We start from the raw sequence: 24,787 nt of genomic DNA, 5'->3' as shown, positions 1-24,787 counted from the left end.
GACCGTACACGGTCCGAATGTCGCACCTCGCGCAGCCCATCACCTGTACTTCCCGTAATCCGACCCCCCGGAAACCCGGACTTCCCCGGCATTCCGCAGTGCATTTCGATCACGGAGCGTAGATGGCTGGAAATTCGCGCCTGTGAGCGATCACACACACGCAGACCGGCGGTCGGACCGGTGCAATTCCGCGCAAAGCGAACTTGGCGAAGGATCCCCGTCCGACCCCCATTTCGTCAAACCGGGAGGCGAGACGGTGTACGGCCGCGAGACGGGCGATCGTACGCACTGATGTCCGACGGCCGCCCACGGGGGTGCCGATCGCTCCAGCGGCCGCACAACCACCCTGTGGCCTGCGTCAGAGCGGTAGGACGACGCGCATGGTCAGGCCGCCGCCCTCGCGGGGCTCGGCGGTGATGCTCCCGTCGTGGGCGCGGACCACCGAGCGCACGATGGACAGGCCCAGCCCCACACCCTTGTCGCTGCCGGTGCGCTCGGTACGCAGCCGTCTGAAGGGCTCGAAGAGGTTCTCCACCTCATAGGCCGGGACCACCGGCCCGGTGTTGGCCACCACCAGCACCGCACAACCGGGCCGAGGCTCGGTACTGACCTCCACCCACCCCTCCTCGGCGACGTTGTAGCGCACCGCGTTCTGCACCAGATTCAGCGCGATCCGCTCCAGCAGCACACCATTGCCCTGCACGAAGACCTGCTGCCGCACCCCACGCAGCTCGACCCCCTTGGCCTGCGCCTCGCCCCGCATCTGCTCCACCGCCTGCGCGGCCACCTCCGACAGATCCACCGGCCGCTTGTCCACCACCTTGTTCTCACTACGCGCCAGCAACAGCAGCCCCTCCACCAACTGCTCACTACGCTCATTGGTCGCCAACAGCGTCTTGCCCAACTGCGCCAACTCCGGCGACGCCCCCGGATCGGCCAGCTGCACCTCCAACAACGTCCGATTGATCGCCAACGGCGTCCGCAACTCATGCGAAGCATTCGCCACGAACCGACGCTGCGACTCAAACGCCCGATCCAACCGGTCCAACATCTCATCGAAGGTGTCCGCGAGCTCCTTGAGCTCATCGTCCGGCCCACCCAACTCGATCCGCCGATGCAGATCCGAACCCGCCACCCGCTGCGCCGTCCGCGTGATCCGCCCCAACGGCGCCAACACCCGCCCCGCCATCGCATAACCGAACGCGAACGCCACCACCGTCAGACCCAGCAGGGCCAGCAGGGAGCGGTTGAGGAGGCTGTTGAGGGCCACCGCGCGCTGCTGCTGGAGGCACTGGTTGACGGCCTCCTGGAGCAGCGGCCCGGACGTCTCGGTGGGCAGGTCGCAGATGTCGCTGGTCGACTGGAACTTGCCGCCGAGGATCTTCAGCGGCAGCGCGCTGCCGTTGTGCAGGGCGTCCGCGGCCAGCATGTAGATGATCGTCAGCAGCACGATCCCCGCCATCAGGAACATGCCGCCGTACAGCAGCGTCAGCCGTATCCGGATGGTGGGGCGCAGCCACGGGAACGGCCGGATGTTGACCGGCCGGGGGTCCCAGGTGGGCTTGGGAGGCATGGGCGGCGGTGGAGCCGCCGCCTTGGAGAACGAGGGCAGGGAGGGCATCGCCGGTCAGATCCGGTATCCCGAGCCGGGGACGGTGACGATCACCGCGGGCTCGCCGAGCTTGCGACGCAGGGTCATGACCGTGACCCGTACGACGTTGGTGAACGGGTCGGTGTTCTCGTCCCAGGCCTTCTCCAGGAGCTGCTCGGCCGAGACGACCGTGCCCTCGCTGCGCATCAGGACCTCCAGCACCGCGAACTCCTTCGGGGCGAGCTGGACCTCCTTGCCGTCGCGGAACACCTCGCGGCGATTGGGGTCGAGCTTGATGCCGGCCCGCTCCAGGACGGGCGGCAGCGCGACGGTCGTACGCCGCCCCAGGGCCCGCACCCGGGCCGTGAGCTCGGTGAAGGCGAACGGCTTGGGGAGGTAGTCGTCCGCGCCGATCTCCAGGCCCTCGACGCGGTCGCTGACGTCGCCTGAGGCGGTGAGCATCAGGACGCGGGTGGGCATCCCCAGCTCGACGATCTTGCGGCAGACATCGTCGCCGTGGACGACCGGCAGGTCGCGGTCGAGCACGACGACGTCGTAGTCGTTGACCGCGATACGTTCCAGGGCGGCAGCGCCGTCGTAGACCACGTCGACGGCCATGGCCTCCCGGCGCAGTCCGGTGGCCACCGCATCGGCGAGCAGCTGCTCGTCCTCGACGACGAGAACACGCACGTCGCTAGTCCTTCCTCAGGGCCCTTTCGGGCAGCACAAACAATGTCTGGGAGTGCTTCCATCCTGCCCTGAACAGCTATAAACCGGCGGTAAGAGGGGTTCGGAGCGGCCGCGAGGGGGTCCGCGGAGCCCGACGGGCAGGATTCCCGGGCGGGTTGAGGTTTCCCTGAGGTTGCTCGTGGGGAGGACGACTGCACACCCGCGATCACGCCCTGTTTTTTCGGCGACCCGCCATGAACTAGTTCCATCGCAGGGACCACGCCGTGATCACCCACCCGTCGGCACACCCCCGTGCCACCGACCCACGACGAGGGGGCGCACATGGACGCGTTCACCGCAGGCATTCTGCAGCGCATAGAGAAGACCGAAGAAGATCTGGACCAGGCCCGCGCTGCGGGCGATGACTTCCTCGCCGAGGTCGAGCAGGCCGAGCTCGAAGACCTGCAGCGCCTGGCGAGCGAGCACGGTGTGCGCTACGGGGCGGTCAGCAACGCCTGACCGCCCGCCGGCGTACGACGGCAGCGCCCCGGCACCCCCCTCAAGGGGATGCCGGGGCGCTGCCGTGTCCACGTCCGGCACGGGTCAGTCGTGCCAGGCGCCGACCTCGTCCAGGAGCGGCTGGAGCTCGGCGAAGAGGGCCGGGGAGGCCGCGAGCGTCAGCTCGTGGGAGGCGACCTCGCCGGGGCGGCCGCCGGTCAGCGCGCCGGCCTCGCGGGCGATCAGGGCCCCGGCGGCCAGGTCCCAGGGGTTCAGGCCCCGCTCGTAGTAGGCGTCGAGCCGACCGCAGGCCACATCGCACAGGTCGATGGCGGCCGAGCCGCCCCGCCGGATGTCGCGCACCTGCGGCAGCAGGGTCCGCACCACCTCCGCCTGGGCCGCCCGGCGCTCGGCCAGATAGCCGAAGCCGGTGCCCAGCAGCGCCTGGGAGAGCGGCGGCGCGGGCCGGTGGCGGATGCGCTCGCCGTTGTTGAACGCGCCACGGCCCAGGACGGCCTGGTAGGTCTCGCCGCGCATCGGAGCGGCCACCACCCCGACGACCGCCTCGCCGTCCTGCTCGGCCGCGATGGACACGGACCAGGACGGCAGGCCGTAGAGGTAGTTGACGGTGCCGTCGATGGGGTCGATGACCCAGCGGATGCCGCTGGTGCCGTCGGTGCTGGCGCCCTCCTCCCCCAGGAAGCCGTCGTCGGGGCGGGCCTCCCCGATGAAGCCGGTGATCAGCTTCTCGGAGGCGATGTCCATCTCGGTGACGACGTCGATGGGGCTGGTCTTCGTCGCGGCCACGCCGAGGTCGGCGGGCCGGCCGTCGCGCAGCAGCTCTCCTGCGCGGCGGGCCGCCTCCAGGGCGAGCCCGAGAAGCTCGTCGTGGAGCGCGTCGGTCGGCGTCGGGTCGGGGTGCAGCGGGTCGGGCACGATGCTCCTTGCTCGGACGAGCGGTGGTCGGGCGGGCGTACGGCGTGGGCGGGCGTACGGGCCGGGGCGGGCGTGCGGGGATTACGCGGGGGCTTGGGCGACCGGGCCGTGCCAGTCGGCGCCGGCGGCGGCCGGGCGCGGGGCGCGCGCCGGGCAGCAGCCGATCGGGCACAGGTCGTGGCCGGCGCCCAGGGCGCCCAGGGCGCAGCGCTCCGGGCTGTGGCCCCGTTCGGTCGCCGCGCGCTCCAGGAGGAGGTCGCGGACGGCCGCGGCGAACCGGGGGTCGGCGCCGACGGTGGCCGACCTGGCGACCGGCAGGCCCAGCTCCGCGGCCTTGGCGGTGGCCTCGGTGTCCAGGTCGTACTTGACCTCCATGTGGTCCGAGACGAACCCGATGGGGGCCATGACCACGGCGGGGACGCCGGCCGCGTGCCGCTCCTCCAGGTGGTCGCAGATGTCCGGCTCCAGCCAGGGGATGTGCGGGGCGCCGCTGCGGGACTGGTAGACGAGCTGCCAGGGGTGGTCCACACCGGTCTCCTCGCGTACCGCGTCCGCGATCACCCGGGCGACGTCGAGGTGCTGGGCGACATAGGCGCCGCCCTCGCCGTCCTGGGTGTGGTCCACGGGCGTGCCGGAGCTGTCGGCGGCGGCGGTGGGGATGGAGTGGGTGGTGAAGGCGATGTGGGCGCCGTCGCGAACCGCCGCGGGCAGGGCCTCCAGCGACGCCAGCACACCGTCGATCATCGGGCGGAGGAAGCCGGGGTGGTTGAAGTAGTGCCGCAGCTTGTCGACCCGCGGCACCGGCAGTCCTTCGGCCTGCAGGGCGGCGAGCGCGTCGGCGAGGTTCTCCCGGTACTGCCGGCAGCCCGAGTACGAGGCGTAGGCGCTGGTCGCCAGGACCGCGATCCGGCGGTGGCCGTCGCCCACCATCGTGCGCAGGGTGTCGGTCAGGTAGGGCGCCCAGTTGCGGTTGCCCCAGTAGACGGGCACCTCCAGGCCGTGTTCGGCGAAATCCCCGCGCAGTGCGTCCAGCAGGTCGCGGTTCTGGGCGTTGATGGGGCTCACGCCGCCGAAGAGGAAGTAGTGCCGACCCACCTCCTTGAGGCGCTCACGGGGGATGCCCCGGCCGCGGGTGACGTTCTCCAGGAACGGGACGACGTCGTCGGGGCCTTCGGGACCGCCGAAGGAGAGCAGCAGCAGGGCGTCATAGGGGCTGGGATCGCACTGTTCGGGCATGCGTCGATCCTGCCACCCTTCGTCCGGGTGCGGCGGGCAGGTCCGGTGCTCGGAAAGGGCCGGCGGGGCGCTTCGGCACGAGTGGAAATCCGGAGGCGGACGGCACCCCACCGGACGTAAGCTGTATCGGCCACATACATTCCTTACCGATCTTCGGTCCTCATTCGGCGGAGCGCCCCCGTTGCCCAGTCCCTACCGCGCCATATTCGGCCGGCCCGGCACCAAGTCCTTCTCCGCCGCCGGCCTGCTGGGGCGGATGCCGCTGTCGATGATGGGCATCGGCATCGTCACGATGGTCTCCCAGCTGACCGGGCGCTACGGCCTGGCGGGCGCGCTGTCGGCGACCATCGCGCTGTCCGCGGCGGTGATCGGCCCGCAGATCTCCCGGCTGGTGGATCTGCACGGCCAGCGCCGGGTGATGCGCCCGGCCACGCTGGTGTCGCTCGCCGCGGTGGCCGGTCTGCTGCTGAGCGCGCAGCAGCGCTGGCCGGACTGGACCCTGTTCGCCTTCGCGGCCTGTGTGGGGTGCGTGCCGAGCGTGGGCTCGATGATCCGGGCGCGCTGGGCCGAGATCTACCGGGGCTCTCCGCGGGCCCTGCACACCGCGTACTCGTGGGAGTCGATCGTCGACGAGATGTGCTTCATCGTCGGCCCGATCCTGTCGATCGGCCTGTCCACCGCGTGGTTCCCGGAGGCCGGCCCGCTGCTGGCCGGCGGTTTCCTGGCGGCCGGGGTCTTCTGGCTGACGGCGCAGCGTGCGACGGAGCCGGTGCCGCATCCGCGGGAGCACCGGCCCAAGGGCTCGGCGCTGCGCTCACGGGGACTGCAGGTGCTGGTGGTGACGTTCGTGGCGACGGGTGCGATCTTCGGGGCGATCGACGTGGTGACCGTGGCGTTCGCCGAGGAGGAGGGGCACAAGGCCGCGGCCAGCCTGGTGCTGGCGGTCTACGCACTGGGCTCGTGTGTGGCCGGCGCCGTCTTCGGACTGCTGCACCTCAAGGGCCATCCGGCCCGGCGCTGGACGGTGGGGGTCTGCGCGATGGCGGTGAGCATGGTGCCGTTGCAGCTGGTGGGCTCGCTGCCGCTGCTGGCCGGCGCGCTGTTCCTCGCGGGGCTGTCCATCGCCCCGACGATGGTGACCACGATGGCGCTGGTCGAGGAGCATGTGCCGCGGGCGAAGCTGACCGAGGGCATGACGTGGACCAGCACCGGACTGGCGGTGGGCGTCGCGCTGGGTTCGTCGGCGGCCGGTTGGGTGGTGGACGCCGCCGGTGCCGCCCGTGGCTATCTGGTGCCGGGGGCGGCGGGCGTGCTCGCCATGCTGGTCGCGTTCGCGGGCTACCGCTGGCTCCGTCCGCGGCCGGCGGCCTCGGCGGCGGGCGGGACCGGCGCGGAGGTTCCGGGTCGGGATGCCGCACCCGTGGAGCGCCGGGACCAGGAGAGCGTCGCCTAAGGCACCGCTCGGACGCGACCCCGCCCTGTTACCGCCGGTACGAGATGTCCGGGAGCCGGGCGATTCCGGCCGATTCCTTGATCATGTGATTCCCGTCACCCCCTGTGGACGGCGCGTCGGCGACTGACATCATGCGCTCACACCGACGCCCGGCCGGGCGTCGAGGGAGGGGGCGTCACCATGGCAGTCAGCAGCGCCGTCGGCGGCTCGGGAGGGCGCGGCAGGGCAACCGGAGCGTGGCGCAACTGGGCGGGCAACGTCACCGCCCGCCCCGCCCGGAGCGTGGCCCCGGCGAACACCGAGGAGCTGGCGGCCGCGGTCCGCGCCGCCGCCGCGGACGGCCTGACGGTCAAGGCGGCGGGCACCGGCCACTCCTTCACCCCGGCCGCCGCCACCGACGGGCTGCTGATCCGCCCCGAGCGGCTGACCGGCGTCCGCCGGATCGACCGCGAGGCCGGGACCGCGACGGTCGCCGCCGGTACGCCCCTCAAGCACCTGAACCAGACCCTCGCCGCGCACGGGCTGTCGCTGACCAACATGGGCGACATCATGGAGCAGACGGTCTCCGGGGCGACCAGTACCGGCACCCACGGCACCGGCCGCGACTCGGCGTCGATCGCCGCCCAGATCACCGCCCTGGAACTGGTCACCGCGGACGGCTCGGTGCTGACCTGCTCCGCCGGGGAGAACCCGGACGTCTTCGCCGCGGCCCGGCTGGGCCTGGGCGCGCTGGGCGTGATCAGCGAACTCACCTTCGCCGTGGAGCCGGAGTTCCTGCTCACCGCCCGCGAGGAACCGATGCCCTTCGACGAGGTGACCGACCGGTTCGAGGAGCTGGTCACCGAGAACGAGCACTTCGAGTTCTACTGGTTCCCGCACACCGACAGCTGCAACACCAAGCGCAACAACCGCAGTCAGGGCCCGGCGGCACCCCCCGGCAAGGTCAGCGGCTGGGTCGAGGACGAGCTGCTGTCCAACGGGGTCTTCCAGGTCGCCTGCACCGTCGGTCGCACGGTGCCGGCCGCCATACCGGGTATCGCCAAGATCTCCAGCCGCGCGCTGTCGGCCCGTACGTACACCGACATCCCCTACAAGGTGTTCACCTCGCCGCGGCGGGTGCGGTTCGTGGAGATGGAGTACGCCCTGCCCCGCGCGGTCGCGGTCACCGCGCTGAGTGAGCTGAAGGCGCAGGTGGAGCGCGCGGGCTTCAAGGTCAGCTTCCCGGTGGAGGTGCGTACCGCGCCGGCCGACGACCTCGCGCTGTCCACCGCGTCGGGCCGGGACACGGTCTACATCGCCGTGCACATGTACCGCGGGACGCCGTACGAGGCGTACTTCGCGGCCGCCGAGCGGATCATGACGGCGCACGAGGGGCGCCCGCACTGGGGCAAGCTGCACACCCGCGACGCCGCCTACCTCGCCGACGTCTATCCGCGGTTCGGCGAGTTCACCGCGCTGCGCGACCGGCTGGACCCGGACCGCCTGTTCACCAACGCGTATCTACGGCGGGTCCTGGGGGAATGACGTCGACGGCCGCGCACCGGTGCCCACTACGGGCACCGGGCACGGTCGTCGCGGGTCCACCCGGGTCAGGATGCGCCCGGGGTGGGCACCTGCCCTTCGGACTGCTGCCCGCTCTGCCCGCTCTCCTGGTGTGCGCCACCGGTCGAGCCGTCACCGGAGCCGGTGTCCCCGTCACTCCCGGTGGAGCCGTCGGGAGACGGCTTCGTGGACGGTGACGTGTCCGGGTCCGGCGACGTCTTGCCGCCGTCGGACGGGCTCGGGGTCGGTGAGGGCGTGCCCTTGTCCTCACCCTCACCGGTGCGGCCGTCGCCCGACTTCCCAGGGTCCGGGGAGGGCTCGTCGCCGCTCTTCTGGCCGCCGTCACCGGGCGAGTCGCCGGTTCCGGGCGACTGCGGGGTGTCGGGCTGATGCCGGCTTGAGCCACCGGTTCGGGTGATGTTGCCCAGCGTGGTGCCGTTCTCACCGCTCGCCGTCTGCCCGGAAAGCAGTTCGGTGGCGGTGACTCCGCCCATGGCGAGCACGAAGACCACGAGCGCGCCCAGCGCCGGTCGCTTCCAGCCGCGCAGCCGGGTGCCGTACGTCGTGGCGCCGACTTCCTCGGGCCGTCCGGCCGGGAGTGGTGCCGCGCGGGTGGTCTCGGCGGGGCGGGCGTCCGCCCGGCCCAGTGCCATGGTCGGCTCCTCCAGCCGCGGTACGAGCTGGGTCCGCTCCAGGGGGTGGGCGCTCGCCGGGTCGCGGCGCCGGGCCTGTTCGGCCCGCGGGATCAGCTGGGTACGGGCCGTGGCGGGCCCGGGGGTCCTTGCGGCGACGGAGGTGACCTTGTCCTCCGTGCCCTGCTTGTCGAAGGTCGGCAGCACCATGGTCGGGTCGGCCTGCCGTGCCTGCTGGGTGGTGGATCGAGTGCGGAGAGAAGAACGGCGCGGCTTCGGCCGGGTGGCGACCGATGCCTCCTTGATCTGTTCGCCGGTGCGCCGGAACAGGTGCTGGAATATCGAACCGCCGGTCGTGGCCACGACACTGACCACACCCGCGCCGATGATGGTTCCGTACACACCGAGCTGCCCCGCGAGGTACGCGGCGGCGGCCGCAGCGAGTGCGCTGCCGGCTACCTGAGCGATGCTCAGGTCGATCCGCTTCTCCTTCTTCTTCGTGGCGGTTTCGGTTTCTTCGTCCATCTCCAACCTTTGGTAGCCCCTTCGATCCATCTTGCATGGAGAAGTGACCAATTGGCGGAGTCAACAGTTCCGAATTTGGGGAATCTGTGAAACTCGCCACCCACGCGGCAGGTAGAGAGGTCGACAAGGCGACCGAACTCCGCTGACCGCCCAGAAGTTCGGCGGCGCGGCGGTCCACCTCAGTGGCCCGAATGGAGTACTGTGGCGAACCCTGGCCCCGGTTCCCGTCCGGCTGCCCGGAACCCGCGGGAGGGGCCTTGAAGGCGGCACTCACCCTGGGGCGCCGCCGCTCGGCACGGGTGATCGGCGACAGGGCAAGCGGCATGGTCACTGAGCGTTGCAAACTGGTAACCGTGTCATAACGGCGTTTGAGGGCCAAGCCTCGACACGCCGGGCAACTCGGCAATGTTGTGGCAGGCTGCACCCGGGCAGGCCACACTCGACTAGCGGAAGCAGCGACGCACGTGACGTCGGCAGGCACCACCCGGGAGGTCCCCATGCCCGAACTGCGTGTCGTGGCCGTCTCCAACGACGGCACACGGCTGGTGCTCAAAGCTGCGGACAGCACCGAGTACACGCTTCCGATCGACGAACGGCTGCGCGCCGCCGTCCGCAATGACCGCGCGCGTCTCGGCCAGATCGAGATCGAGGTCGAGAGCCATCTGCGGCCGCGGGACATCCAGGCGCGTATAAGAGCAGGTGCCTCCGCCGAAGAGGTCGCCCAGCTCGCCGGCATCCCCGTCGACCGGGTGCGCCGCTTCGAGGGCCCGGTCCTCGCCGAGCGCGCCTTCATGGCCGAGCGGGCCCGTAAGACACCCGTACGGCGCCCCGGTGAGAACACCGGTCCGCAGCTCGGCGAAGCGGTCGCGGAGCGGCTGCTGCTGCGCGGCGCCGACAAGGAGAGCGTCCAGTGGGACTCCTGGCGCCGGGACGACGGCACCTGGGAGGTGCTGCTGGTCTACCGCGTCGCGACCGAGCCGCACTCGGCGAGCTGGACCTACGACCCGCCGCGCCGGCTGGTGCAGGCCGTGGACGACGAGGCCCGGGCGCTGATCGGCGAGAGCGACGACACTCCCGAACCGAGCTTCCCGTTCGTCCCGCGCATCGCGCGGCTGCCGCGCGACCGGCCGCTGGACCGCGCGCTGGACCGGCAGACGTCCGAGCGCGCGCAGTCCGGTGGCGAGGAGAGCGAGCAGCGCGGTAGCGAGGAGGCCGTCGGCGAGCGGGAGCGGGATTCGCTGACCAGCCTGCTGGAGGCGGTGCCCAGCTTCCGCGGCGACATGGTCGTCCCCGAGAGCGCCAACGCGGCGCCGGTCGAGGAGGAGCCGGAGGCCGAGGTCGAGGAGCCGCCGGCCCCGGCCGCCAGCGCGGGCGCGGGTTCCGCGTACGCCGATGTACTGATGCCGCGAGCCGTGGCAGGCCACCGCGACCGGCTGACCGGGACGACGGACCGGCAGGCCGAGGCGGACGGCGTACGGCCCGGGCGCCGGGCGGCCGTGCCCAGCTGGGACGAGATCGTCTTCGGCACCCGGAGGAAGAAGCCGGAGTAGCGGTCCGGCCACCGCACACCACGCCGTCCGCCCGCTCCCTGGCTCCCAGGGGGCGGGCGGACGGCGTCGTACGGCGCCGTGGCGGGGGCTCAGCCGGGCTGGGAACCGGTGGCGACCGGGCGGGACGGGTCGGCGGTCCATTCGCTCCAGGAACCGACGTACAGCGCGGCGGGGACGCCCGCGACCGCGAGGGCCAGCACCTCATGGGCCGCGGAGACCCCGGAGCCGCAGTAGACGCCCACCTCCGCGTCCGCCGTGGCACCCAGCGCCGCGAACCGCTCGGCCAGCTCGTGGGCGGCGCGGAAGACCGTGCCGCCCTCGGCGACGTTCTCGGTGGTCGGCGCGGAGACCGCGCCCGGGATATGGCCGGCCACCGGGTCGATGGGCTCGACCTCGCCCCGATAGCGCTCGCCGGCCCGCGCGTCCAGCAGAACACCCCGACGGGCGAGCGCGGCGGCGTCGTCGGCCGTCAGCAGCCGCAGTGCGCCGGGCACCGGAGTGAAGTCACCCGCCTGCGGCTCCGGTTGGTCGGTGCTCAGGGCGCCGCCGGAGGCCTCCCAGGCGGCGAGACCGCCGTCCAGCACCCGCACGTCCGGGTGACCGCTCCAGCGCAGCAGCCACCAGGCGCGGGCGGCCGCCCAGCCCTGGCCGCCGTCGTAGACGACCACGGGGCGGTCCGTGCGCACACCGGCGGCCCGCATGGCCTCGGAGAAGGCCGCGAGGTCGGGGAGCGGGTGCCGGCCGGCCTTGCCGGGGGGCGCGGCCAGCTCGCTGTCGAGGTCGACATAGACCGCGCCGGGCACATGGCCGGCCGCGTACTCGGGGCGGCCGGGCGGACCGCCGAGCTGGTAGCGGACGTCCAGGAGTACCGGAGCGGTGGGCTTCGCCAACTCGCTCGCGAGTTCGGTAGCGGTGATGATGGCATTCATGGGACTCATCCTTGCGTAGCGATGACTACGTACAGAAGGCGGGTGCCCACCCTCCGTATGGCGCAGTTGCAGCCTGCCGTAACGTCGCCGAAACGGACGAGAAACATCAAAACGGGCATTCTCCCTCGCGAACGCGCCATGGACGGCGCGGCCGGGGCGCACACCAGGTCACCGGGTGCGAGCATCTGCTCTGGACCCGCGCCCGTACCGCACGCACCGCACGTGGTCCGCACACCGACGCTCCGAGGAGAGAGTGACAATGACGACCGAGGCCGCGACTAGGCGGATGCCCGGCGCGCCCTGCTGGGTGAGCCTCCTGGCCCACAGTCTGCCCGTGACGCAGGAGTTCTACGGCGCGCTGTTCGGCTGGGAGTTCCACCCGGGGCCGCAGCACTTCGGTCCGTACTCCCGGGCCTTCCTCGACGGCAGGGAGGTCGCCGGGCTCGGCGAGCTGGCGCCCGACCGCAACCTGCCGGTCGCCTGGACGACCTACCTGGCCAGCGACGACGCGGATGTGACCGCGGAGCAGATTCGTTGCTGCGGAGGGACGGTGGGCGTCGGGCCGCTGGACGCGGACGATGACGCGGGGCGGATGGCGATCGCCTCCGACCCGCAGGGCGCGATCTTCGGTATCTGGCAGGGCAAGTCGATGATGGGGACCGCGGCCACCGGCGAACCGGGCACTCCGGTGTGGAACGAGTTGGTCACCCAGGACACCGAGTCCGTCGGCCCGTTCTACGAGCATGTCTTCGGCTTCGAGGCGGAGCCCCCGCCCCCGTCCGACCCGTCCGCCGCCGACTATCTGACGCTGCACCTCAAGGGCCACGCGGTGGCCGGCATCCACGGCGTGGGCAACGCGCTGCCCCGCGACCGGGGCCCGCATTGGATGACGTACTTCGCCGTGCCCCATGCGGACGCGGCCGCCCGCCGGGTCACCGACCTGGGCGGCCATGTCCTCCAGCCGGCCCACGACTCGCTGCACGGCCGCCAGGCGACGGTCGCCGACACCGAGGGTGCGGTCTTCAGCATCGTCGAACGGGGTTGAGAGCGCCACCGCTCGCCCCGCACCGCGCCCCGGCGCCGGTGCGCCCCGGATTTCCGCGGACGGCGAAGCGCGCGGGGCGCATTCCCTCTGCGGTGCGGGCGCCGACGTGCGTTCGGTGCACTTTTGGTGCGATTTCCGAATGCTCCGGGAAACCACCCGGCCTGTTTCTCGCGGGGGCTTCTCCGGAATTCGGTACACATCGGCGACAAAACCGTCGACGGAAAGGGATTTCGAGCCCGAGATGCGCCCCGTCAAGCCAAAACATACCGAACGGTCCATTTGTTGGCGGGCGCAGACCGGGGCTGACCAAGTAATGCCCGGCCGGCATTCATCGGCGCGAAGATGCGCGACGCTTACGAGACCGCGGTGGAGCGGTCCGCCCCCAGGAGGCGTTCGGCACGGAAGGGCGAGGTGTCCAGTCGCGCCAGCACGCCGGGAACGGCGATATTGGGGAGTATCAGCTCCAGCAGCCGGGAGATTTCACGGGACAGATCCCGCCCTTCCGGCATGACCTCGGACACGAGCTGGACGCCCGTCCAGGCTCCGACGAACAGCCGGGCCGTGTCGGCCGGGTCGACATGCGGTAACAGCTCCCCGCGCTCCTTGGCCTCCAGGAGCACCTTGCCGACCAGCTCGATCCAGTCGGGCCAGCGGGTGCCGAACATACCGCGCGCCTTGGAGTCGACGGACAGTCGTATGGAGGCGCTGAGCAGCGGCTCTCTAGGCAGCCGGTGGGCCAACAGGAGCGCTATGTCCGCCCACTCCTGGAGTTTGAGCGATTGCGGCACCAGCCCCTCGGTGGTCACCGCCTCGGCAAGCACTCCGCGCGCCAACTCCTCCTTCGACGTGAAGTGGAAGTACAGCGCCCCACGGGTGAGTTGGGCGCGGTCGATGATGGCGGCGATCGTCGCGGCCTCGTAGCCGCATTCGTTGAAAATCTCTGCGGCAGCCACCAGGCAGGCCCTGCGCGTCCGGATCGCCCGTTCCTGTTTCGCCAACTCATGTCTCCCGTGCCAAGTATTTACGGCTATGTTGAAAAAGACCGCGGACCCGGTTTATTTTATCAGCGTCAACTTCTGTCAGATGGGCCGCACCCAGGGGGACTTGATGGCCGAAGCCGCCGCACGCATAGATACGCCGCAACATGACCGCAGGTCCCCGCTTCGGTCCGGCGACTCTTCCGGTGCCCTGTCCGCCGCACCGTCCGGGAATCTCCAGGAATACGCTCACCTCAAGAACTCGGACAGGGTCTTCGTCACCGGCTGGAACAGTCGCGGATCCGGCGAATTCTCACTCACCGCCCAGTGGCCCGCGGTCCGCGGCGGGCGGCCGTGCGACCCCCGGGTGCTCGCCCAGACAATCCGGCAGAGCGGTCTGGTCATCACCCATGCCGAGTACGGCGTGCCGCTGTCCCATCAGATGTTGTTGCACGACTTCAACTTCACCGTCAATCCGGAATTCCGCCTTCCGCAGAACCGGCCCACGGATCTGGACATCGATGTCACGGTCTCGGGCACCGGACCCGGCGGACGCGTCGGCAGCGCGCTGGAGATGAAGCTCCACATCCGTCAGGGCCGGACCACCGTGGCGCACGCGGACTTCGAGTGCGCATGGTCCTCGCCGGCGGCGTACCGGCGGCTGCGCGGCGACCACCTCGGCGTGGGCTGGGGAAGCTGGACGCTCCCCGCGCCGGTCGCCCCCGAGCTGGTCGGACGGTCCAGCGCGGCCGATGTGGTGCTCGCGGCGAGCGATCGTCCGCGACGCTGGCAGCTGCGCAACGACACCGGCAACACGCTGCTCTTCGACCACCCGGTCGACCATGTACCGGGCCTGGCCCTGCTGGAAGCCGCCTACCAGGCCGCTCACGCGACCATCGCGCCCGCCGGGTTCGACCCCGCCGTCATCACCAGCAGCTTCGCGCGCTATGTCGAGTTCGACGAACCCTGCTGGATCGAGACCGAGTTGCTGCCCCGCTCCGAGGCCGGACCGCTCGCGGTCCAGGTCACCGGAGTCCAGGGCGGGCGGAACGTCTTCCGCGCCGGGCTGAGCGGAACGCCTCTTCCGGGGGCGGTTCAGCCCGAACAGGCCCCGGAGGGTCACTGATCGACCAGTCCCCGCGTCCACCGGGCAGCCTGCACGATGACGCGAAGGGGTGATGTGGCAGCCCGTGCGTTGACGTTCGCCCCGGCCTATCCGGGAGCGTCGGCCGACACCGGCAGGACGTCCGGCGACAGCGCACCGGCGCGGGCCGTGGCACTGGTCATCCGGCGCAGATGGTGGCGCCGGCACAGCACCTCGTAACCCACCTCCCCCATCGCCTGGTTCACGTCGCCCACCACCACCTGGGCGCCCTCGACCACCATTTCGCCGCCCACCGTGCGGGCATTGTGCGTGGCCCGCGCACCGCACCAGCACAGCGCCTCGACCTGCAGCGACTCGATCCGGTCGGCCAGCTCGATCAAGCGCCGGGAGCCGGGGAAGAGATGTGTCCGGAAGTCGGTGGTGATCCCGAACGCGAAGACGTCCAGGTCGAGATCGTCGACGATCCGCGCGAGCTGGTCTATCTGCTCGGGGGCGAGGAACTGAGCCTCGTCGACGATGACGTAGTCCGCCCGGCCTCCTTGGGAGAGGTGTTCGACGAGGTAGGCGTACAGATCCATCCCCTCGTCGGCCTCCACCGCGTCGGTCACCAGGCCCAGCCGCGACGACAGCCGACCCTCGCCCGCCCGGTCGTCGCGAGTGAAGATCACTCCTTGCAGGCCCCGGGCCGAGCGGTTGTGCCCGATCTGCAGAGCCAGAGTGCTCTTCCCGCAATCCATGGTTCCGGAGAAAAATACCAATTCGGGCACGGCTGTGGGGTGGCCTTTCGCGTCGGGTCGGAGGCGTCGCAGCGGGCGCGGGCCGCGGGCGGCGCCGTCGGGCGTGCGGGGTCGGGCAGGAGGTGCGGAAGTGCGGGTCAGGTACGGACTTCCAGGAGCGGCACCAGCTGCTCCATGGGGGTCATCGAGCCGTGCATCCCGACCATCTCCGATTCACGGGGCTCTCGTTCGCTCGCGATGATCACCATGTCGGCGTGCGCGGCCGCGACGACATCACCGATCCGTGCCCGTACCCGGTCGTCGACATGCGGTCCGAACCACCCGGCCGCGATGGCCTCCTCGCGGCTCGCGACCCACATCTGCTCGCCGACCACCTCGCGCCATACGGCGAGCACATCGGCGGCCGCGCCCTGGTGTGCGTAGACATGCCGGGCCCGGCCCTCGCCGCCCAACAGGCGTACGCCGGCGCGCAGTTCCCAGTCCTCGTCGAAGTCGATCCGGGACTCGGGGTCGAAGGGGATGTCGATCATGCCGTGGTCGGCGGTGACGTAGAGGGCGCTGCGCGGCGGCAGCTGCTCGGCCAGCCGCTGGGCGAGCCGGTCGACGTACATCAACTGGCCGCGCCAGGCGTCGGAGTCGACACCGTAGCGGTGCCCCTTGCCGTCGACCTCGGAGTAGTAGGTATAGACCAGCGAGCGGTCGCCGGCGGCGAGCTGCTCGGCGGCGAGGTCCATCCGGTCCTCACCGGAGAGCCGGCCGTGGAAGGTGCCGCCGCTGAGCGCGACCTTGGTGAGCGGTGTCTGCTCGAAGTTCGGCGCCGAGACCTGGCAGGTGTGGACGCCGGCGGCGTCCGCGAGCTGGAAGACCGTCGGATACGGCTGCCAGACATACGGGTCGGTCCACGGGTACCAGCGCAGCTGGTTCATCAGGGCGCCGGTCGCCGGGTCCTCGCAGGTGTATCCGGGCAGGCCGTGGGCGCCCGGCGGCAGGCCGGTGCCGACCGAGGCGAGCGAGGTGGCGGTGGTGGAGGGGAAGCCCGCGGTGAGCGGGCGGCCGCTGCCGTTGAACGACGTGCCCAGGAGCGAGGTGAGGAACGGCGCCTCCTCCGGGTGGGCCCGCAACAGCTCCCAGCCCAGGCCGTCGATCAGGAAGACGCAGACCCGGTCGGCGGGGGCCAGCTCCATGGTCGAGGCGAGGTCGGGAACGCCGAGGCCGGCGGCGACGGTGGGCAGCAGATCGGCGAGCGAGCCGGTGCCGTAGAGGGGTACCGGGGCGCCGAGCGGATCGAGCGGTTCGGGTTCCGGCCAGACGGGGGCGATGTCGACCATCAGCGCGGGTTCGTGGTGGCCGCGGTGGCCTCGGAGAGCGCCTGGGCGAAGGCGAGCGTCTCACGGACCGAGTCCGGACCGTCGCCGGCCTCGCTGACCCGCAGCGAGAGGTCGTCGGCGGTGGAGGAGCCGGTGTAGCCGTGGTCCGCCTCGCAGTTGGGGTCGCCGCAGGCCGCGGGCTCCAGGTCCAGGCGCGCGACGGCACCCCAGCCGATGGTCAGCACGACCTCGCGGGGCAGCTGGCCCGGGGTGTAGGACTCGGGGTTGGCGACCACGCGGCTGAGCACCACGGAGGAGATCCGGCCCAGCTTGACGGACTCGGTGGACGTGGTGGCGTACGGCGAGGGGGAGGTGGCGTCGGCGGCCTGCTCGTCGGTGTGGCTGACGATGAAGCGGGTGCCGGTCAGGACCAGGACCGTGACATGGCGGCGGACCTCGTTGGCGTCGAAGGTCGTCTCCTGATGGACGAGGTACGACACCACCGGCTCACTGCCGACTGCTGCCTGCACCGCCTCGGCCACGAGCGTCGGGTAGTAGCCACTGCGCTCGATCGCCGCGCGCAGCCCCTGGGTCGTCGTACCGGTCTTCGCCATGGGGTCCATCCTACGGGGCCTGCCGGGCGCCACGGGCCCAGTGGGGGGCGAGGGGCCGCTCAGTACGCGGGCAGGCGGCGAGGGCCCAGGTCGGTGGTGGCGGGGGGCCGGGCCAGGCGGACGGCGGCCCCCAGGACGGAGAGGCCCTGCGGGGCGACCACGACCGGTTCGAGGTCCACGCCGACGACCTCGGGGTGGTCGTCGACGAGCCGGGAGACCCGCAGCAGCAGCTCCGCCAGCGCGGCGGTGTCGACGGGCTGGGAGCCCCGCCAGCCGAACAGCAGCGGGGCGGCGCGGATCGAGCGGATCTGCTCGGCGACCTCTTTGTCGGTGGCGGGGATGAGGCGGTGGGCGATATCGCCGAGCAGCTGGGAGGGGGCGCCGGCCAGGCCGAAGGAGAGGACGGCGCCGGCGGCCGGGTCGATGGCGGCGCGGACGACCGTGTCGACACCGCGCGGCACCATCGCCTGCACGACCGGGCGCAGCTCCTCGGGTGAGCCGAGGAAGTCGGTCAATTCGGCGTAGGTACGGCGGAGTTCGGACTTGCTCGCGATGTCCAGGCGGACCCCGCCGAGATCGGAGCGGTGGCGTAGATGAGGGGCGGTGGTCTTGAGGGCCACCGGGTAGCCGAGGCGGGCGGCCGCACGCACGGCGGTGTCCGGGTCGGGGGCCGGCAGGACGGGGCGGGTGTGGATGCCGTAGCGGGCGAGCAGGGCGGCGGCGTCCTCGGGCGGCACCGGGACGGAACGGCCGCTGGGGACGTCGGGAGCCAGGCGGTCGAGGAGGCGGTCGATGTCGGCGCCGGCCGCCGCCTCCTGGATGTCGTCGTACTCCGGCACCCGGCCCGGCTCGGCGGCCTCGCGGCGCCAGGCGGCGTAGCGGACGGCCTCGGCGAGGGAGCGTACGGCGCGCTCGGCGGCGGGGTAGGCGGGGATGCGGAGAGGGGCGGTGCGGGGTGCGGCCGCGGTCTCGGGGTTGCGGGTGGGCGGCGGCGGTGTGGCGCGGGCGGACGGCGGCGGGCCGGGAGGGATCGGGGGGCGGGCGGCGGCCACCCCCCGGTGCGGAGCGGCAGGGGGAAACGGTGGGACCGGTGGGGCGGGCGGAACCGATGGGACCGGTGGGTTCGACGAGGCCGGTGCGGGACGGGGCTCTGCCGGGGCGGATTCCGGTGACGGGGCCTGGGCGCCGTCAGCAACCGGGGCGGCGGAGGCTTGGGGCTCATGGGGCTCGGGGGGCGCCGCCGGTGCCGCTGGTGCCTCCGGTGCCGCTGGTGCCTCCGGTGCCTCCGGTGCCTCCGGTGCCGCCAGCGTCTCGGCCAGGTCGTCCATCGCCAGGTGGACGACCGTGACGGTCTTGTGCGGATGGGCCGCGGCCGCGCTGCGTAGGGCGGCGGCGAGCGCGATGCCCTCGCCGGCGCCCGGGGAGGCGCCGTCCTGCTCCCCCACCCAGGGGATGGCCGTGACGATCACGGCGTCGCAGCCATCGACCGAGAGCGTCTCGGCGAGCGCCCCGCGGAAGTCCTCCGGTGTGGCCGCGGAGGGCAGCACTCGGGGGCGCAGCGGGCGCAGCCGCTCGGTCAGGCAGGCGTCGTAGGCCAGCAGCGCGAGGGACTCGGAGTTGCCGAGGATGGCGATGCGGGGGCCGGCCGGCAGCGGCTGGGAGGCCAGCAGCAGCCCGGCGTCGATCAGCTCGGTGACTGTGTCGACGCGGATCACCCCGGCCTGGCGCATCAGGGCGGCGACCGTGCTGTCGGGGACACGGACGGTGGGTACGGCGTGGCCGAGCGGGGCGGTGCCGTTGTGCCGGGCTCCCTTGGCGACCACGACCGGCTTGACGGCGGCGGTACGGCGGGCCAGCCGGGCGAACTTGCGGGGGTTGCCGATGGACTCCAGATAGAGGATCACGACATCGGTGTCCGGGTCGTCGTGCCAGTACTGGAGCAGGTCGTTGCCCGAGACGTCGGCGCGGTTGCCGGCCGAGACGAAGGCGGTGATACCGGCGATGCCGCCGTCGCCGGGGCCGCGCGCGTGCAGTCCGCTGAGCAGGGCGATGCCGATGGCTCCGGACTGGGTGAACAGGCCGATGTGGCCGGAGCCGGGCATCCGGGGGGCGAGGGAGGCGTTGAGCCGGACGTCGGCGGCGGTGTTGATCAGGCCGAAGGCGTTCGGCCCGATGAGCCGCATGCCGTACGAGCGGGCCTGGCGGAGCAGGGCGCGCTGCCGCTCCCTGCCCTCGGGGCCCGACTCGGCGTAGCCGGAGGACAGGATCAGCACCCCTTGGACGCCGTGTTCGCCGCAGTCCCGGATGACGTCGGGGACGCTGTCGGCGGGGACGGCGATGACCGCGAGGTCGACCGGCTCGGGGATCTCTCCGAGCGCACGGACCGCCGGCACCCCTTCGGGGTCGAGCCGCCGCATGTCCTGGGGGAAGGCGTGGTTGACGGCGTGCACCCGGCCCGTGAAGCCGCAGGTGAGGATGTTGCGCAGCGCGGTGCGGCCGATTCCGCCGGGGGCGCGACCGGTCCCGATGACGGCGACCGAGCCGGGGGCCAGCAGCCGCTGCACGGAGCGGGCTTCGGCGCGCTGCTCGCGGCCGCGCATCACGGCCACGGACTGCTCGGTGGGCTCCAGGTCGAACTCCAGCCGGACCACGCCGTCTTCGAACGTCCGCTTCTGGGTGTACCCGGCGTCCGTGAAGACCTTGATCATTTTGGAGTTGGCGGGCAGCACCTCGGCGGCGAACCGCCTGATGCCGCGCTCACGGGCGACCGCCGCGATGTGCTCCAGGAGGGCGGAGGCCACTCCCCGCCCCTGATGGGCGTCCTGGACGAGGAAGGCGACCTCGGCCTGGTCGTCCTCGGGGTCCTTGGCGGGCAGGCCCTGGTCGTTGATCCGGTCGTAGCGGACGGTGGCGATGAACTCACCGCCGACCATGGCGGCGAGTCCGACGCGGTCGACGTAGTCGTGGTGAGTGAAGCGGTGCACATCGCGGTCGGACAACCGCGGGTAGGGGGCGAAGAAGCGGTAGTACTTCGACTCGTCCGAGACCTGTTCGTAGAAGGAGACCAGCCGCTCGGCGTCATCGGGGGTGATGGGGCGGATCCGCGCCGTGCCGCCGTCACGCAGCACCACATCGGCTTCCCAGTGGGTCGGGTATGCATGATCCGGCGGCTTCTGCATGCGGACAGAGTACGACCGGGCACTGACAACCGGCCCTCCCGCGTACGCTCGGGGCAGGACTCAGGGCTGCCGGAGCACTCCCGGCAGCGTGAGAGACTGGTCTAGACAACAGTCACGACTTTGAAGGGCAACACCATGGCTGAGCGCCGCGTCAATGTCGGTTGGGCCGAGGGCCTGCACGCCCGCCCCGCGTCGATCTTCGTCCGTGCGGCCACCGCTTCCGGCGTCCCGATGACGATCGCCAAGGCTGATGGCAACCCCGTCAACGCGGCCTCCATGCTCGCGGTCCTGGGCCTGGGCGCCCAGGGCGGCGAGGAGATCGTGCTGGCTTCCGACGCCGACGGCGCCGAGGCCGCGCTCGACCGCCTGGCGAAGCTCGTCGCCGAGGGTCTCGAGGAGCTCCCCGAGACCGTCTGAGTCCCCCAGGACCCTGTACATGCGGCGGCCCCGCCGCGGAGACCGGAACCCGGTCGCCGCGGCGGGGCCGTTTCGCTGCGGTCGCATTCATTTCCCCGTCGGCAACCCGCCCGAAAATGCCTCACCGCGGCACCGCGCCGCACCGCCGCTGAATCAGCTCTCCGGAAAGGCCGTACGGCTCGGCGCCCGGCACGGAAGCACAGGAATTGCGAATAAGGGCGGACGGCGGACCGAAATGCTGGCTCTGGAATAGCGGCGCTATACGAAAAACCGCCGCGCGGCCTTCGCACCCCATTCCCCCGCGCGCCTTTCCCCCTGCCCACCTCTTTGTATACGGGGCCCTTGTTAAGAGCGGGCGCGCGCTGTGTTGACGGGCCGTTTCGGATCCCTCACCTCGGCCTTGGCCGGGCGCCGCAGCCGGTACACCGGAAGCGAACGCTCGATATGAGCCGCCATCAGGGTGCGGGCGCGTTCCGCGTCCCCCCGGGCCACCGCGTCCAGCACCGCGCCGTGATCGTCCCAGGACTCGCCGGCCCTCGTCGGCGGCTCCACCGCGTACATCCACTCGATCTTGCGCCGCAGCTGGGTCAGCAGCGCGGTCAGGCTGGGGCTGCCGGCCGCCTGAGCGAGCGTCTCGTGGAACCAGCCGTCCAATTGGCGCAGGTCCGCGGGGTTGCCGTGCCGGGCCCGCTCACGTCCGAGCCGCACCAGGCCGCGCAGCACCTTCAGGTGGGCCGGGCTGCGGCGGGCGGCCGCGCGGGCGGCACCCAGCGGCTCCAGCAGCGCGCGGATGTCCAGCAGGTCGGCGGCCTCCTGCTCGGTGGGCTCGGCGACACAGGCGCCCGCGTGGTGGCGGGTGGTGACAAAGCCCTCCGACTGCAGGGTGCGCAGCGCTTCGCGGACCGGCACCCTGGAGACGCCGTAACGCGCCGCCAGGATCTCCTCGATCAGCCGACTCCCCGGCGCCAGCGCGCCGGAGACAATGTCCTCGCGAATCGCCGTGCACACCGCATGCGCGGAAATATGGCCTCGCATCGTCCGTGCCTCCGCCGTAATCCCCGGGAAACGCCGCCGGTTGACGACATTTCCGTGACTCTATTCGACCGGGACGGCTTTTCCGACGGACTCCGGTTATCCATGGATATTTTTTGGCCAATGGACGGATCCGACGTCGGGCGAAGCGGCGCATCAGTCGATGAAGCGGTGCGGCATCGGGCGAAGCGGAGGCGGCTGCGATGGATCAGACGTTGACGCCGTGCGCGCGCAGATACGCGATCGGGTCGATGTCCGAGCCGTAGTCCGGGGTGGTGCGGGCCTCGAAGTGCAGGTGCGGGCCGGTGACGTTGCCGGTGGCACCGGAGAGGCCGATCTGCTTGCCCGGGGTGACGCTCTCGCCGACCGAGACGGAGATCGACGACAGGTGGCCGTACTGGGTGTACGTGCCGTCGTTCATCTTGATCACGATGTTGTTGCCGTACGAGCCGCCCCAGCCGGCCTCGACGACGGTGCCCGCGCCGACGGCGTGGACGGAGGTCCCGGAGGCGGCGTGGAAGTCGATGCCGGTGTGGCTGCCCGAGGACCACAGGCTGCTGGACGCCTTGTAGGCGGTCGACACGTAGGAGCCGGCGATCGGGGCGACGAAGGCGTTGAGGCGCTTGCGCTCGGCCTCGCGGGCGGCGCGCTCCTTGGCCTCGCGCTCGGCCTTGGCCTTCTTGCGGGCCGCCTCGGCGCGGCGCTGGGCCTCCTCGGCCTGCTTCTTGGCGACGGCCTCGGCCTTCGCCCGCGCGGCGGCGGCCTCGGCGTCGGCCTGCTGCGCGTCGGCCTGGGCCTCGATGCGGTTGGCGAGCTCGTCACCGAGGACGACGGCCTGCTGCAGACCGGTGTCCTGGGTACGCGCCTCGTCCGTGGCGGCCAGCGCCGGCGAGGCCACCGAGGCGACAACGCCGGAGGCCGCGAGGGTGGCTATGCCTGCGATGTTGCGGGTCGAGCGGGCGGTGCGGCTCGCACGACGGTGCTTCCCGGTGGCACGTATGAACGCCATGTACTGGCTTGTCCTTTCCTTCCTTCTCGCCTACCGGGTTAGCTGACGGGTTCGGAGCAGGAAGGTCTCCTACGGGCTCCTCCGGAGAGGGGTCCGATTCACCCCAGGGGACGTGTGGGTCCCCGGCTCCCCTGGCTCGCGCCGTACGGGGACTCGGCGATGACTGTCCGGTGCCACTGTTGTGGCGGAGTTGTGACGAACAGCCGGACCGACGCTAATCGGGGCAACTTTCGATCGCCAAACAGAACCGCTTTTTTGTGCGGGATGCCACAAGAAGCGTCGCGGCCAGTCGTCATAAACCGGACATACGGCGGCTCCCGTGGCAGTGGAGCACCACGGGAGCCGCCGGTCGGACCTGATCTGCCGTCATACGGGGCGGCCAGGACGTGCCTTCCGGCTCGGCCCTAGCCGCCGACGACCGTCACCTCGCCCAATCCCAGCGCCTTGACGGGCTCGGCGATCTGGGCCGCGTCACCCACCAGGACCGTCACCAGCCGGTCCACCGGGAAGGCGCTGACCGCCGCCGCGGTCGCCTCGACCGTGCCGGTCTCCGCGAGGCGGGCGTACAACTGCGCCTGGAAGTCGTCCGGGAGTTGCTGCTCCACCTGGTCGGCCAGCGTGCCCGCGACGGCCGCCGCGGTCTCGTACTTCAGCGGCGCGACCCCGACGAGGTTCTGGACGGCGACATCGCGCTCCTCGTCCGTCAGCCCCTCCGCCGCGAGGGTCCGCAGCACCTGCCACAGGTCCTGGAGCGCCGGGACGGTGGAGGCGGTGTCCACCGAGCCGCTGATGGCGAGCAGGGAGGCGCCCGTCGCTCCCTCGGGGGAGCCGGGGGCGGTGGAGCGCAGTACCTGGCCGAAGGCGCGCACCCCGTAGGTGTAGCCCTTCTCCTCCCGCAGCACACGGTCCAGCCGGGAGGTGAGGGTGCCGCCCAGGCAGTACGTGCCGAGGACCTGCGCCGGCCACACCCGGTCGTGCCGGTCGGCGCCGATCCGGCCGATGAGCAGCTGCGTCTGGACGGCCCCGGGGCGGTCCACGATCACCACACGGCCGGTGTCGTCGGCGGCGATCGGCGCGGCCTTCAGCGGCTCGGCCGTCGAGCCGCTCCAGGCGCCGAGGGTCTCGGCGAGCGCCGCGTCCAGGTCGACACCGGTGAAGTCGCCGACGACGACGGCGGTGGCCGTGGCGGGCCGCACATGGGCGTCGTAGAAGGCCCGGACGGCCGCCGCGTCGATGCGGGCCACGGTCTCCTCGGTGCCCTGGCGGGGCCGCGACATGCGCGCGGTGGCCGGGAACAGCTCCTTGGACAGCGCCATGGCGGCACGCCGGGCCGGGTTCGCGAGCTCGTGCGGGATCTCGTCGAGGCGGTTGCGCACCAGCCGCTCGACCTCGCTGTCCGGGAAGGCGGGGGCGCGCAGCGCGTCGGCGAGCAGGCCGAGCGCGCGGGGCAGCCGGGAGGCCGGGACCTCCAGGGAGACCCGTACGCCGGGGTGGTCGGCGTGCGCGTCCAGCGTGGCGCCGCAGCGCTCCAGCTCGGCGGCGAACTCCTCGGCGTCGTACTTGTCGGTGCCCTCGGACAGCGCACGCGCCATGATCGTGGCGACGCCGTCCAGGCCCTCGGGCTCGGCGTCCAGCGGCGCGACGAGGTTGACCTCGACGGCGACGACCTGCTGACCGGGGCGGTGGCTGGTCAGCAGCGTGAGCCCGTTGGGGAGTTGGCTGCGGTCGGGGGCCGGGAAGGCCCACGGCTTGGGCGCGCCGCCCCGGGGCTGGGGGTGGAAGTCCATGGTGCTCATGGGGGACC

21 protein-coding genes and 1 riboswitch are annotated in these 24,787 nt (G+C 71.9%); of the genes, 7 read left to right on the top strand and 14 right to left on the bottom strand.

The window, feature by feature from the left end; all coding sequences use genetic code 11:
* Positions 1-358 precede the first annotated feature (358 nt).
* The gene (locus WAB15_RS30285; protein ID WP_407288152.1) at positions 359-1,621 is read right to left on the bottom strand and encodes a sensor histidine kinase; all 1,263 of its coding nucleotides are present in this window, start codon (positions 1,619-1,621) and stop codon (positions 359-361) included.
* Positions 1,622-1,627: 6 nt separating this feature from the next.
* Positions 1,628-2,281: a response regulator transcription factor gene (locus WAB15_RS30280; RefSeq protein ID WP_006602630.1), complete on the bottom strand. Its 654-nt coding sequence runs from the start codon at positions 2,279-2,281 to the stop codon at positions 1,628-1,630.
* A 321-nt stretch (positions 2,282-2,602) separates the two neighbouring features.
* On the opposite strand from WAB15_RS30280, the gene WAB15_RS30275 reads away from it, so the two are divergent.
* Positions 2,603-2,779: a hypothetical protein gene (locus tag WAB15_RS30275; RefSeq protein ID WP_393496536.1), complete on the top strand. Its 177-nt coding sequence runs from the start codon at positions 2,603-2,605 to the stop codon at positions 2,777-2,779.
* Positions 2,780-2,863: 84 nt separating this feature from the next.
* On the opposite strand, the gene WAB15_RS30270 is transcribed toward WAB15_RS30275, so the two are convergent.
* Both WAB15_RS30270 and WAB15_RS30265 read right to left on the bottom strand, forming a co-directional pair.
* Positions 2,864-3,694: an inositol monophosphatase family protein gene (locus WAB15_RS30270; RefSeq protein ID WP_407288151.1), complete on the bottom strand. Its 831-nt coding sequence runs from the start codon at positions 3,692-3,694 to the stop codon at positions 2,864-2,866.
* 81 nt (positions 3,695-3,775) lie between these two features.
* Positions 3,776-4,930 (bottom strand): ferrochelatase, encoded by a 1,155-nt coding sequence (locus tag WAB15_RS30265; RefSeq protein WP_407288150.1) that lies wholly within the window; start codon positions 4,928-4,930, stop codon positions 3,776-3,778.
* Positions 4,931-5,111: 181 nt separating this feature from the next.
* Between WAB15_RS30265 and WAB15_RS30260 the strand changes: the two genes are divergently transcribed.
* Positions 5,112-6,383: an MFS transporter gene (locus WAB15_RS30260; RefSeq protein WP_407288149.1), complete on the top strand. Its 1,272-nt coding sequence runs from the start codon at positions 5,112-5,114 to the stop codon at positions 6,381-6,383.
* 180 nt (positions 6,384-6,563) lie between these two features.
* Positions 6,564-7,907, top strand: coding sequence for a D-arabinono-1,4-lactone oxidase (locus tag WAB15_RS30255; protein WP_407288148.1), 1,344 nt, complete (start codon positions 6,564-6,566; stop codon positions 7,905-7,907).
* Between the two features lie 65 nt (positions 7,908-7,972).
* Here the strand turns inward: WAB15_RS30255 and WAB15_RS30250 are convergent, their stop codons facing one another.
* Positions 7,973-9,082, bottom strand: a complete 1,110-nt coding sequence (locus tag WAB15_RS30250; RefSeq protein ID WP_407288147.1) for a hypothetical protein — start codon at positions 9,080-9,082, stop codon at positions 7,973-7,975.
* Positions 9,083-9,579: 497 nt separating this feature from the next.
* Between WAB15_RS30250 and sepH the strand changes: the two genes are divergently transcribed.
* Positions 9,580-10,632: a septation protein SepH gene (gene sepH, locus WAB15_RS30245; protein ID WP_399150117.1), complete on the top strand. Its 1,053-nt coding sequence runs from the start codon at positions 9,580-9,582 to the stop codon at positions 10,630-10,632.
* Positions 10,633-10,721: 89 nt separating this feature from the next.
* Here the strand turns inward: sepH and WAB15_RS30240 are convergent, their stop codons facing one another.
* Positions 10,722-11,561 carry a sulfurtransferase gene (locus tag WAB15_RS30240; protein WP_407288146.1) on the bottom strand — a complete coding sequence of 280 codons (840 nt, stop codon included), beginning with the start codon at positions 11,559-11,561 and terminating at the stop codon, positions 10,722-10,724.
* Between the two features lie 259 nt (positions 11,562-11,820).
* Between WAB15_RS30240 and WAB15_RS30235 the strand changes: the two genes are divergently transcribed.
* Positions 11,821-12,606, top strand: coding sequence for a VOC family protein (locus WAB15_RS30235; RefSeq protein WP_407288145.1), 786 nt, complete (start codon positions 11,821-11,823; stop codon positions 12,604-12,606).
* 353 nt (positions 12,607-12,959) lie between these two features.
* On the opposite strand, the gene WAB15_RS30230 is transcribed toward WAB15_RS30235, so the two are convergent.
* Entirely contained in the window at positions 12,960-13,604 is a 645-nt protein-coding gene (locus WAB15_RS30230; RefSeq protein WP_399150114.1) for a ScbR family autoregulator-binding transcription factor, read from the bottom strand.
* A gap of 31 nt (positions 13,605-13,635) precedes the next feature.
* Between WAB15_RS30230 and WAB15_RS30225 the strand changes: the two genes are divergently transcribed.
* Positions 13,636-14,709, top strand: coding sequence for a ScbA/BarX family gamma-butyrolactone biosynthesis protein (locus WAB15_RS30225; protein ID WP_399150113.1), 1,074 nt, complete (start codon positions 13,636-13,638; stop codon positions 14,707-14,709).
* 86 nt (positions 14,710-14,795) lie between these two features.
* Here the strand turns inward: WAB15_RS30225 and WAB15_RS30220 are convergent, their stop codons facing one another.
* The 4 genes from WAB15_RS30220 to WAB15_RS30205 form a co-directional block, all read right to left on the bottom strand.
* On the bottom strand, positions 14,796-15,455 hold the full coding sequence (locus WAB15_RS30220) for a thymidine kinase (protein WP_399150112.1): 660 nt from the start codon (positions 15,453-15,455) through the stop codon (positions 14,796-14,798).
* 107 nt (positions 15,456-15,562) lie between these two features.
* Entirely contained in the window at positions 15,563-16,753 is a 1,191-nt protein-coding gene (locus WAB15_RS30215; RefSeq protein ID WP_407288144.1) for an alkaline phosphatase family protein, read from the bottom strand.
* The gene (locus tag WAB15_RS30210; RefSeq protein WP_399150110.1) at positions 16,753-17,346 is read right to left on the bottom strand and encodes a DUF5998 family protein; all 594 of its coding nucleotides are present in this window, start codon (positions 17,344-17,346) and stop codon (positions 16,753-16,755) included. The genes WAB15_RS30215 and WAB15_RS30210 overlap by 1 nt, the downstream gene beginning before the upstream one ends.
* Positions 17,347-17,405: 59 nt before the next feature.
* Positions 17,406-20,525 carry a GNAT family N-acetyltransferase gene (locus WAB15_RS30205; RefSeq protein ID WP_407288143.1) on the bottom strand — a complete coding sequence of 1,040 codons (3,120 nt, stop codon included), beginning with the start codon at positions 20,523-20,525 and terminating at the stop codon, positions 17,406-17,408.
* A 135-nt stretch (positions 20,526-20,660) separates the two neighbouring features.
* On the opposite strand from WAB15_RS30205, the gene WAB15_RS30200 reads away from it, so the two are divergent.
* Positions 20,661-20,942: an HPr family phosphocarrier protein gene (locus WAB15_RS30200; protein WP_399150108.1), complete on the top strand. Its 282-nt coding sequence runs from the start codon at positions 20,661-20,663 to the stop codon at positions 20,940-20,942.
* A 345-nt stretch (positions 20,943-21,287) separates the two neighbouring features.
* Here the strand turns inward: WAB15_RS30200 and WAB15_RS30195 are convergent, their stop codons facing one another.
* The 3 genes from WAB15_RS30195 to WAB15_RS30185 form a co-directional block, all read right to left on the bottom strand.
* Positions 21,288-21,977, bottom strand: a complete 690-nt coding sequence (locus tag WAB15_RS30195; RefSeq protein ID WP_399150107.1) for a GntR family transcriptional regulator — start codon at positions 21,975-21,977, stop codon at positions 21,288-21,290.
* A gap of 205 nt (positions 21,978-22,182) precedes the next feature.
* Positions 22,183-22,983, bottom strand: a complete 801-nt coding sequence (locus WAB15_RS30190; protein ID WP_407288142.1) for a M23 family metallopeptidase — start codon at positions 22,981-22,983, stop codon at positions 22,183-22,185.
* A gap of 12 nt (positions 22,984-22,995) precedes the next feature.
* Positions 22,996-23,152, bottom strand: a riboswitch (cyclic di-AMP (ydaO/yuaA leader).
* Positions 23,153-23,387: 235 nt separating this feature from the next.
* Positions 23,388-24,770 carry a M16 family metallopeptidase gene (locus WAB15_RS30185; protein WP_399150127.1) on the bottom strand — a complete coding sequence of 461 codons (1,383 nt, stop codon included), beginning with the start codon at positions 24,768-24,770 and terminating at the stop codon, positions 23,388-23,390.
* Between the last annotated feature and the right edge of the window lie 17 nt (positions 24,771-24,787).

Source organism: Streptomyces sirii, from assembly GCF_045690365.1.
GTDB lineage: Bacteria > Actinomycetota > Actinomycetes > Streptomycetales > Streptomycetaceae > Streptomyces > Streptomyces sirii.
The sequence above is the reverse complement of the archived record's forward strand: the minus strand, read 5'-3'. Positions and strand labels throughout refer to the sequence as shown.

Excerpts from the sequence above, each read along its gene's own strand:
- WAB15_RS30205 (WP_407288143.1), bottom strand. The coding sequence starts at position 20,525 with ATGCAGAAGCCGCCGGATCATGCATACCCGACCCACTGGGAAGCCGAT.
- WAB15_RS30255 (WP_407288148.1), top strand. The coding sequence starts at position 6,564 with ATGGCAGTCAGCAGCGCCGTCGGCGGCTCGGGAGGGCGCGGCAGGGCA.
- WAB15_RS30240 (WP_407288146.1), bottom strand. The coding sequence starts at position 11,561 with ATGAATGCCATCATCACCGCTACCGAACTCGCGAGCGAGTTGGCGAAG.
- WAB15_RS30265 (WP_407288150.1), bottom strand. The coding sequence starts at position 4,930 with ATGCCCGAACAGTGCGATCCCAGCCCCTATGACGCCCTGCTGCTGCTC.
- sepH (WP_399150117.1), top strand. The coding sequence starts at position 9,580 with ATGCCCGAACTGCGTGTCGTGGCCGTCTCCAACGACGGCACACGGCTG.
- WAB15_RS30190 (WP_407288142.1), bottom strand. The coding sequence starts at position 22,983 with ATGGCGTTCATACGTGCCACCGGGAAGCACCGTCGTGCGAGCCGCACC.
- WAB15_RS30285 (WP_407288152.1), bottom strand. The coding sequence starts at position 1,621 with ATGCCCTCCCTGCCCTCGTTCTCCAAGGCGGCGGCTCCACCGCCGCCC.
- WAB15_RS30215 (WP_407288144.1), bottom strand. The coding sequence starts at position 16,753 with ATGGTCGACATCGCCCCCGTCTGGCCGGAACCCGAACCGCTCGATCCG.
- WAB15_RS30250 (WP_407288147.1), bottom strand. The coding sequence starts at position 9,082 with ATGGACGAAGAAACCGAAACCGCCACGAAGAAGAAGGAGAAGCGGATC.
- WAB15_RS30235 (WP_407288145.1), top strand. The coding sequence starts at position 11,821 with ATGACGACCGAGGCCGCGACTAGGCGGATGCCCGGCGCGCCCTGCTGG.
- WAB15_RS30195 (WP_399150107.1), bottom strand. The coding sequence starts at position 21,977 with ATGCGAGGCCATATTTCCGCGCATGCGGTGTGCACGGCGATTCGCGAG.
- WAB15_RS30210 (WP_399150110.1), bottom strand. The coding sequence starts at position 17,346 with ATGGCGAAGACCGGTACGACGACCCAGGGGCTGCGCGCGGCGATCGAG.
- WAB15_RS30225 (WP_399150113.1), top strand. The coding sequence starts at position 13,636 with ATGTTGAAAAAGACCGCGGACCCGGTTTATTTTATCAGCGTCAACTTC.
- WAB15_RS30185 (WP_399150127.1), bottom strand. The coding sequence starts at position 24,770 with ATGGACTTCCACCCCCAGCCCCGGGGCGGCGCGCCCAAGCCGTGGGCC.
- WAB15_RS30275 (WP_393496536.1), top strand. The coding sequence starts at position 2,603 with ATGGACGCGTTCACCGCAGGCATTCTGCAGCGCATAGAGAAGACCGAA.
- WAB15_RS30200 (WP_399150108.1), top strand. The coding sequence starts at position 20,661 with ATGGCTGAGCGCCGCGTCAATGTCGGTTGGGCCGAGGGCCTGCACGCC.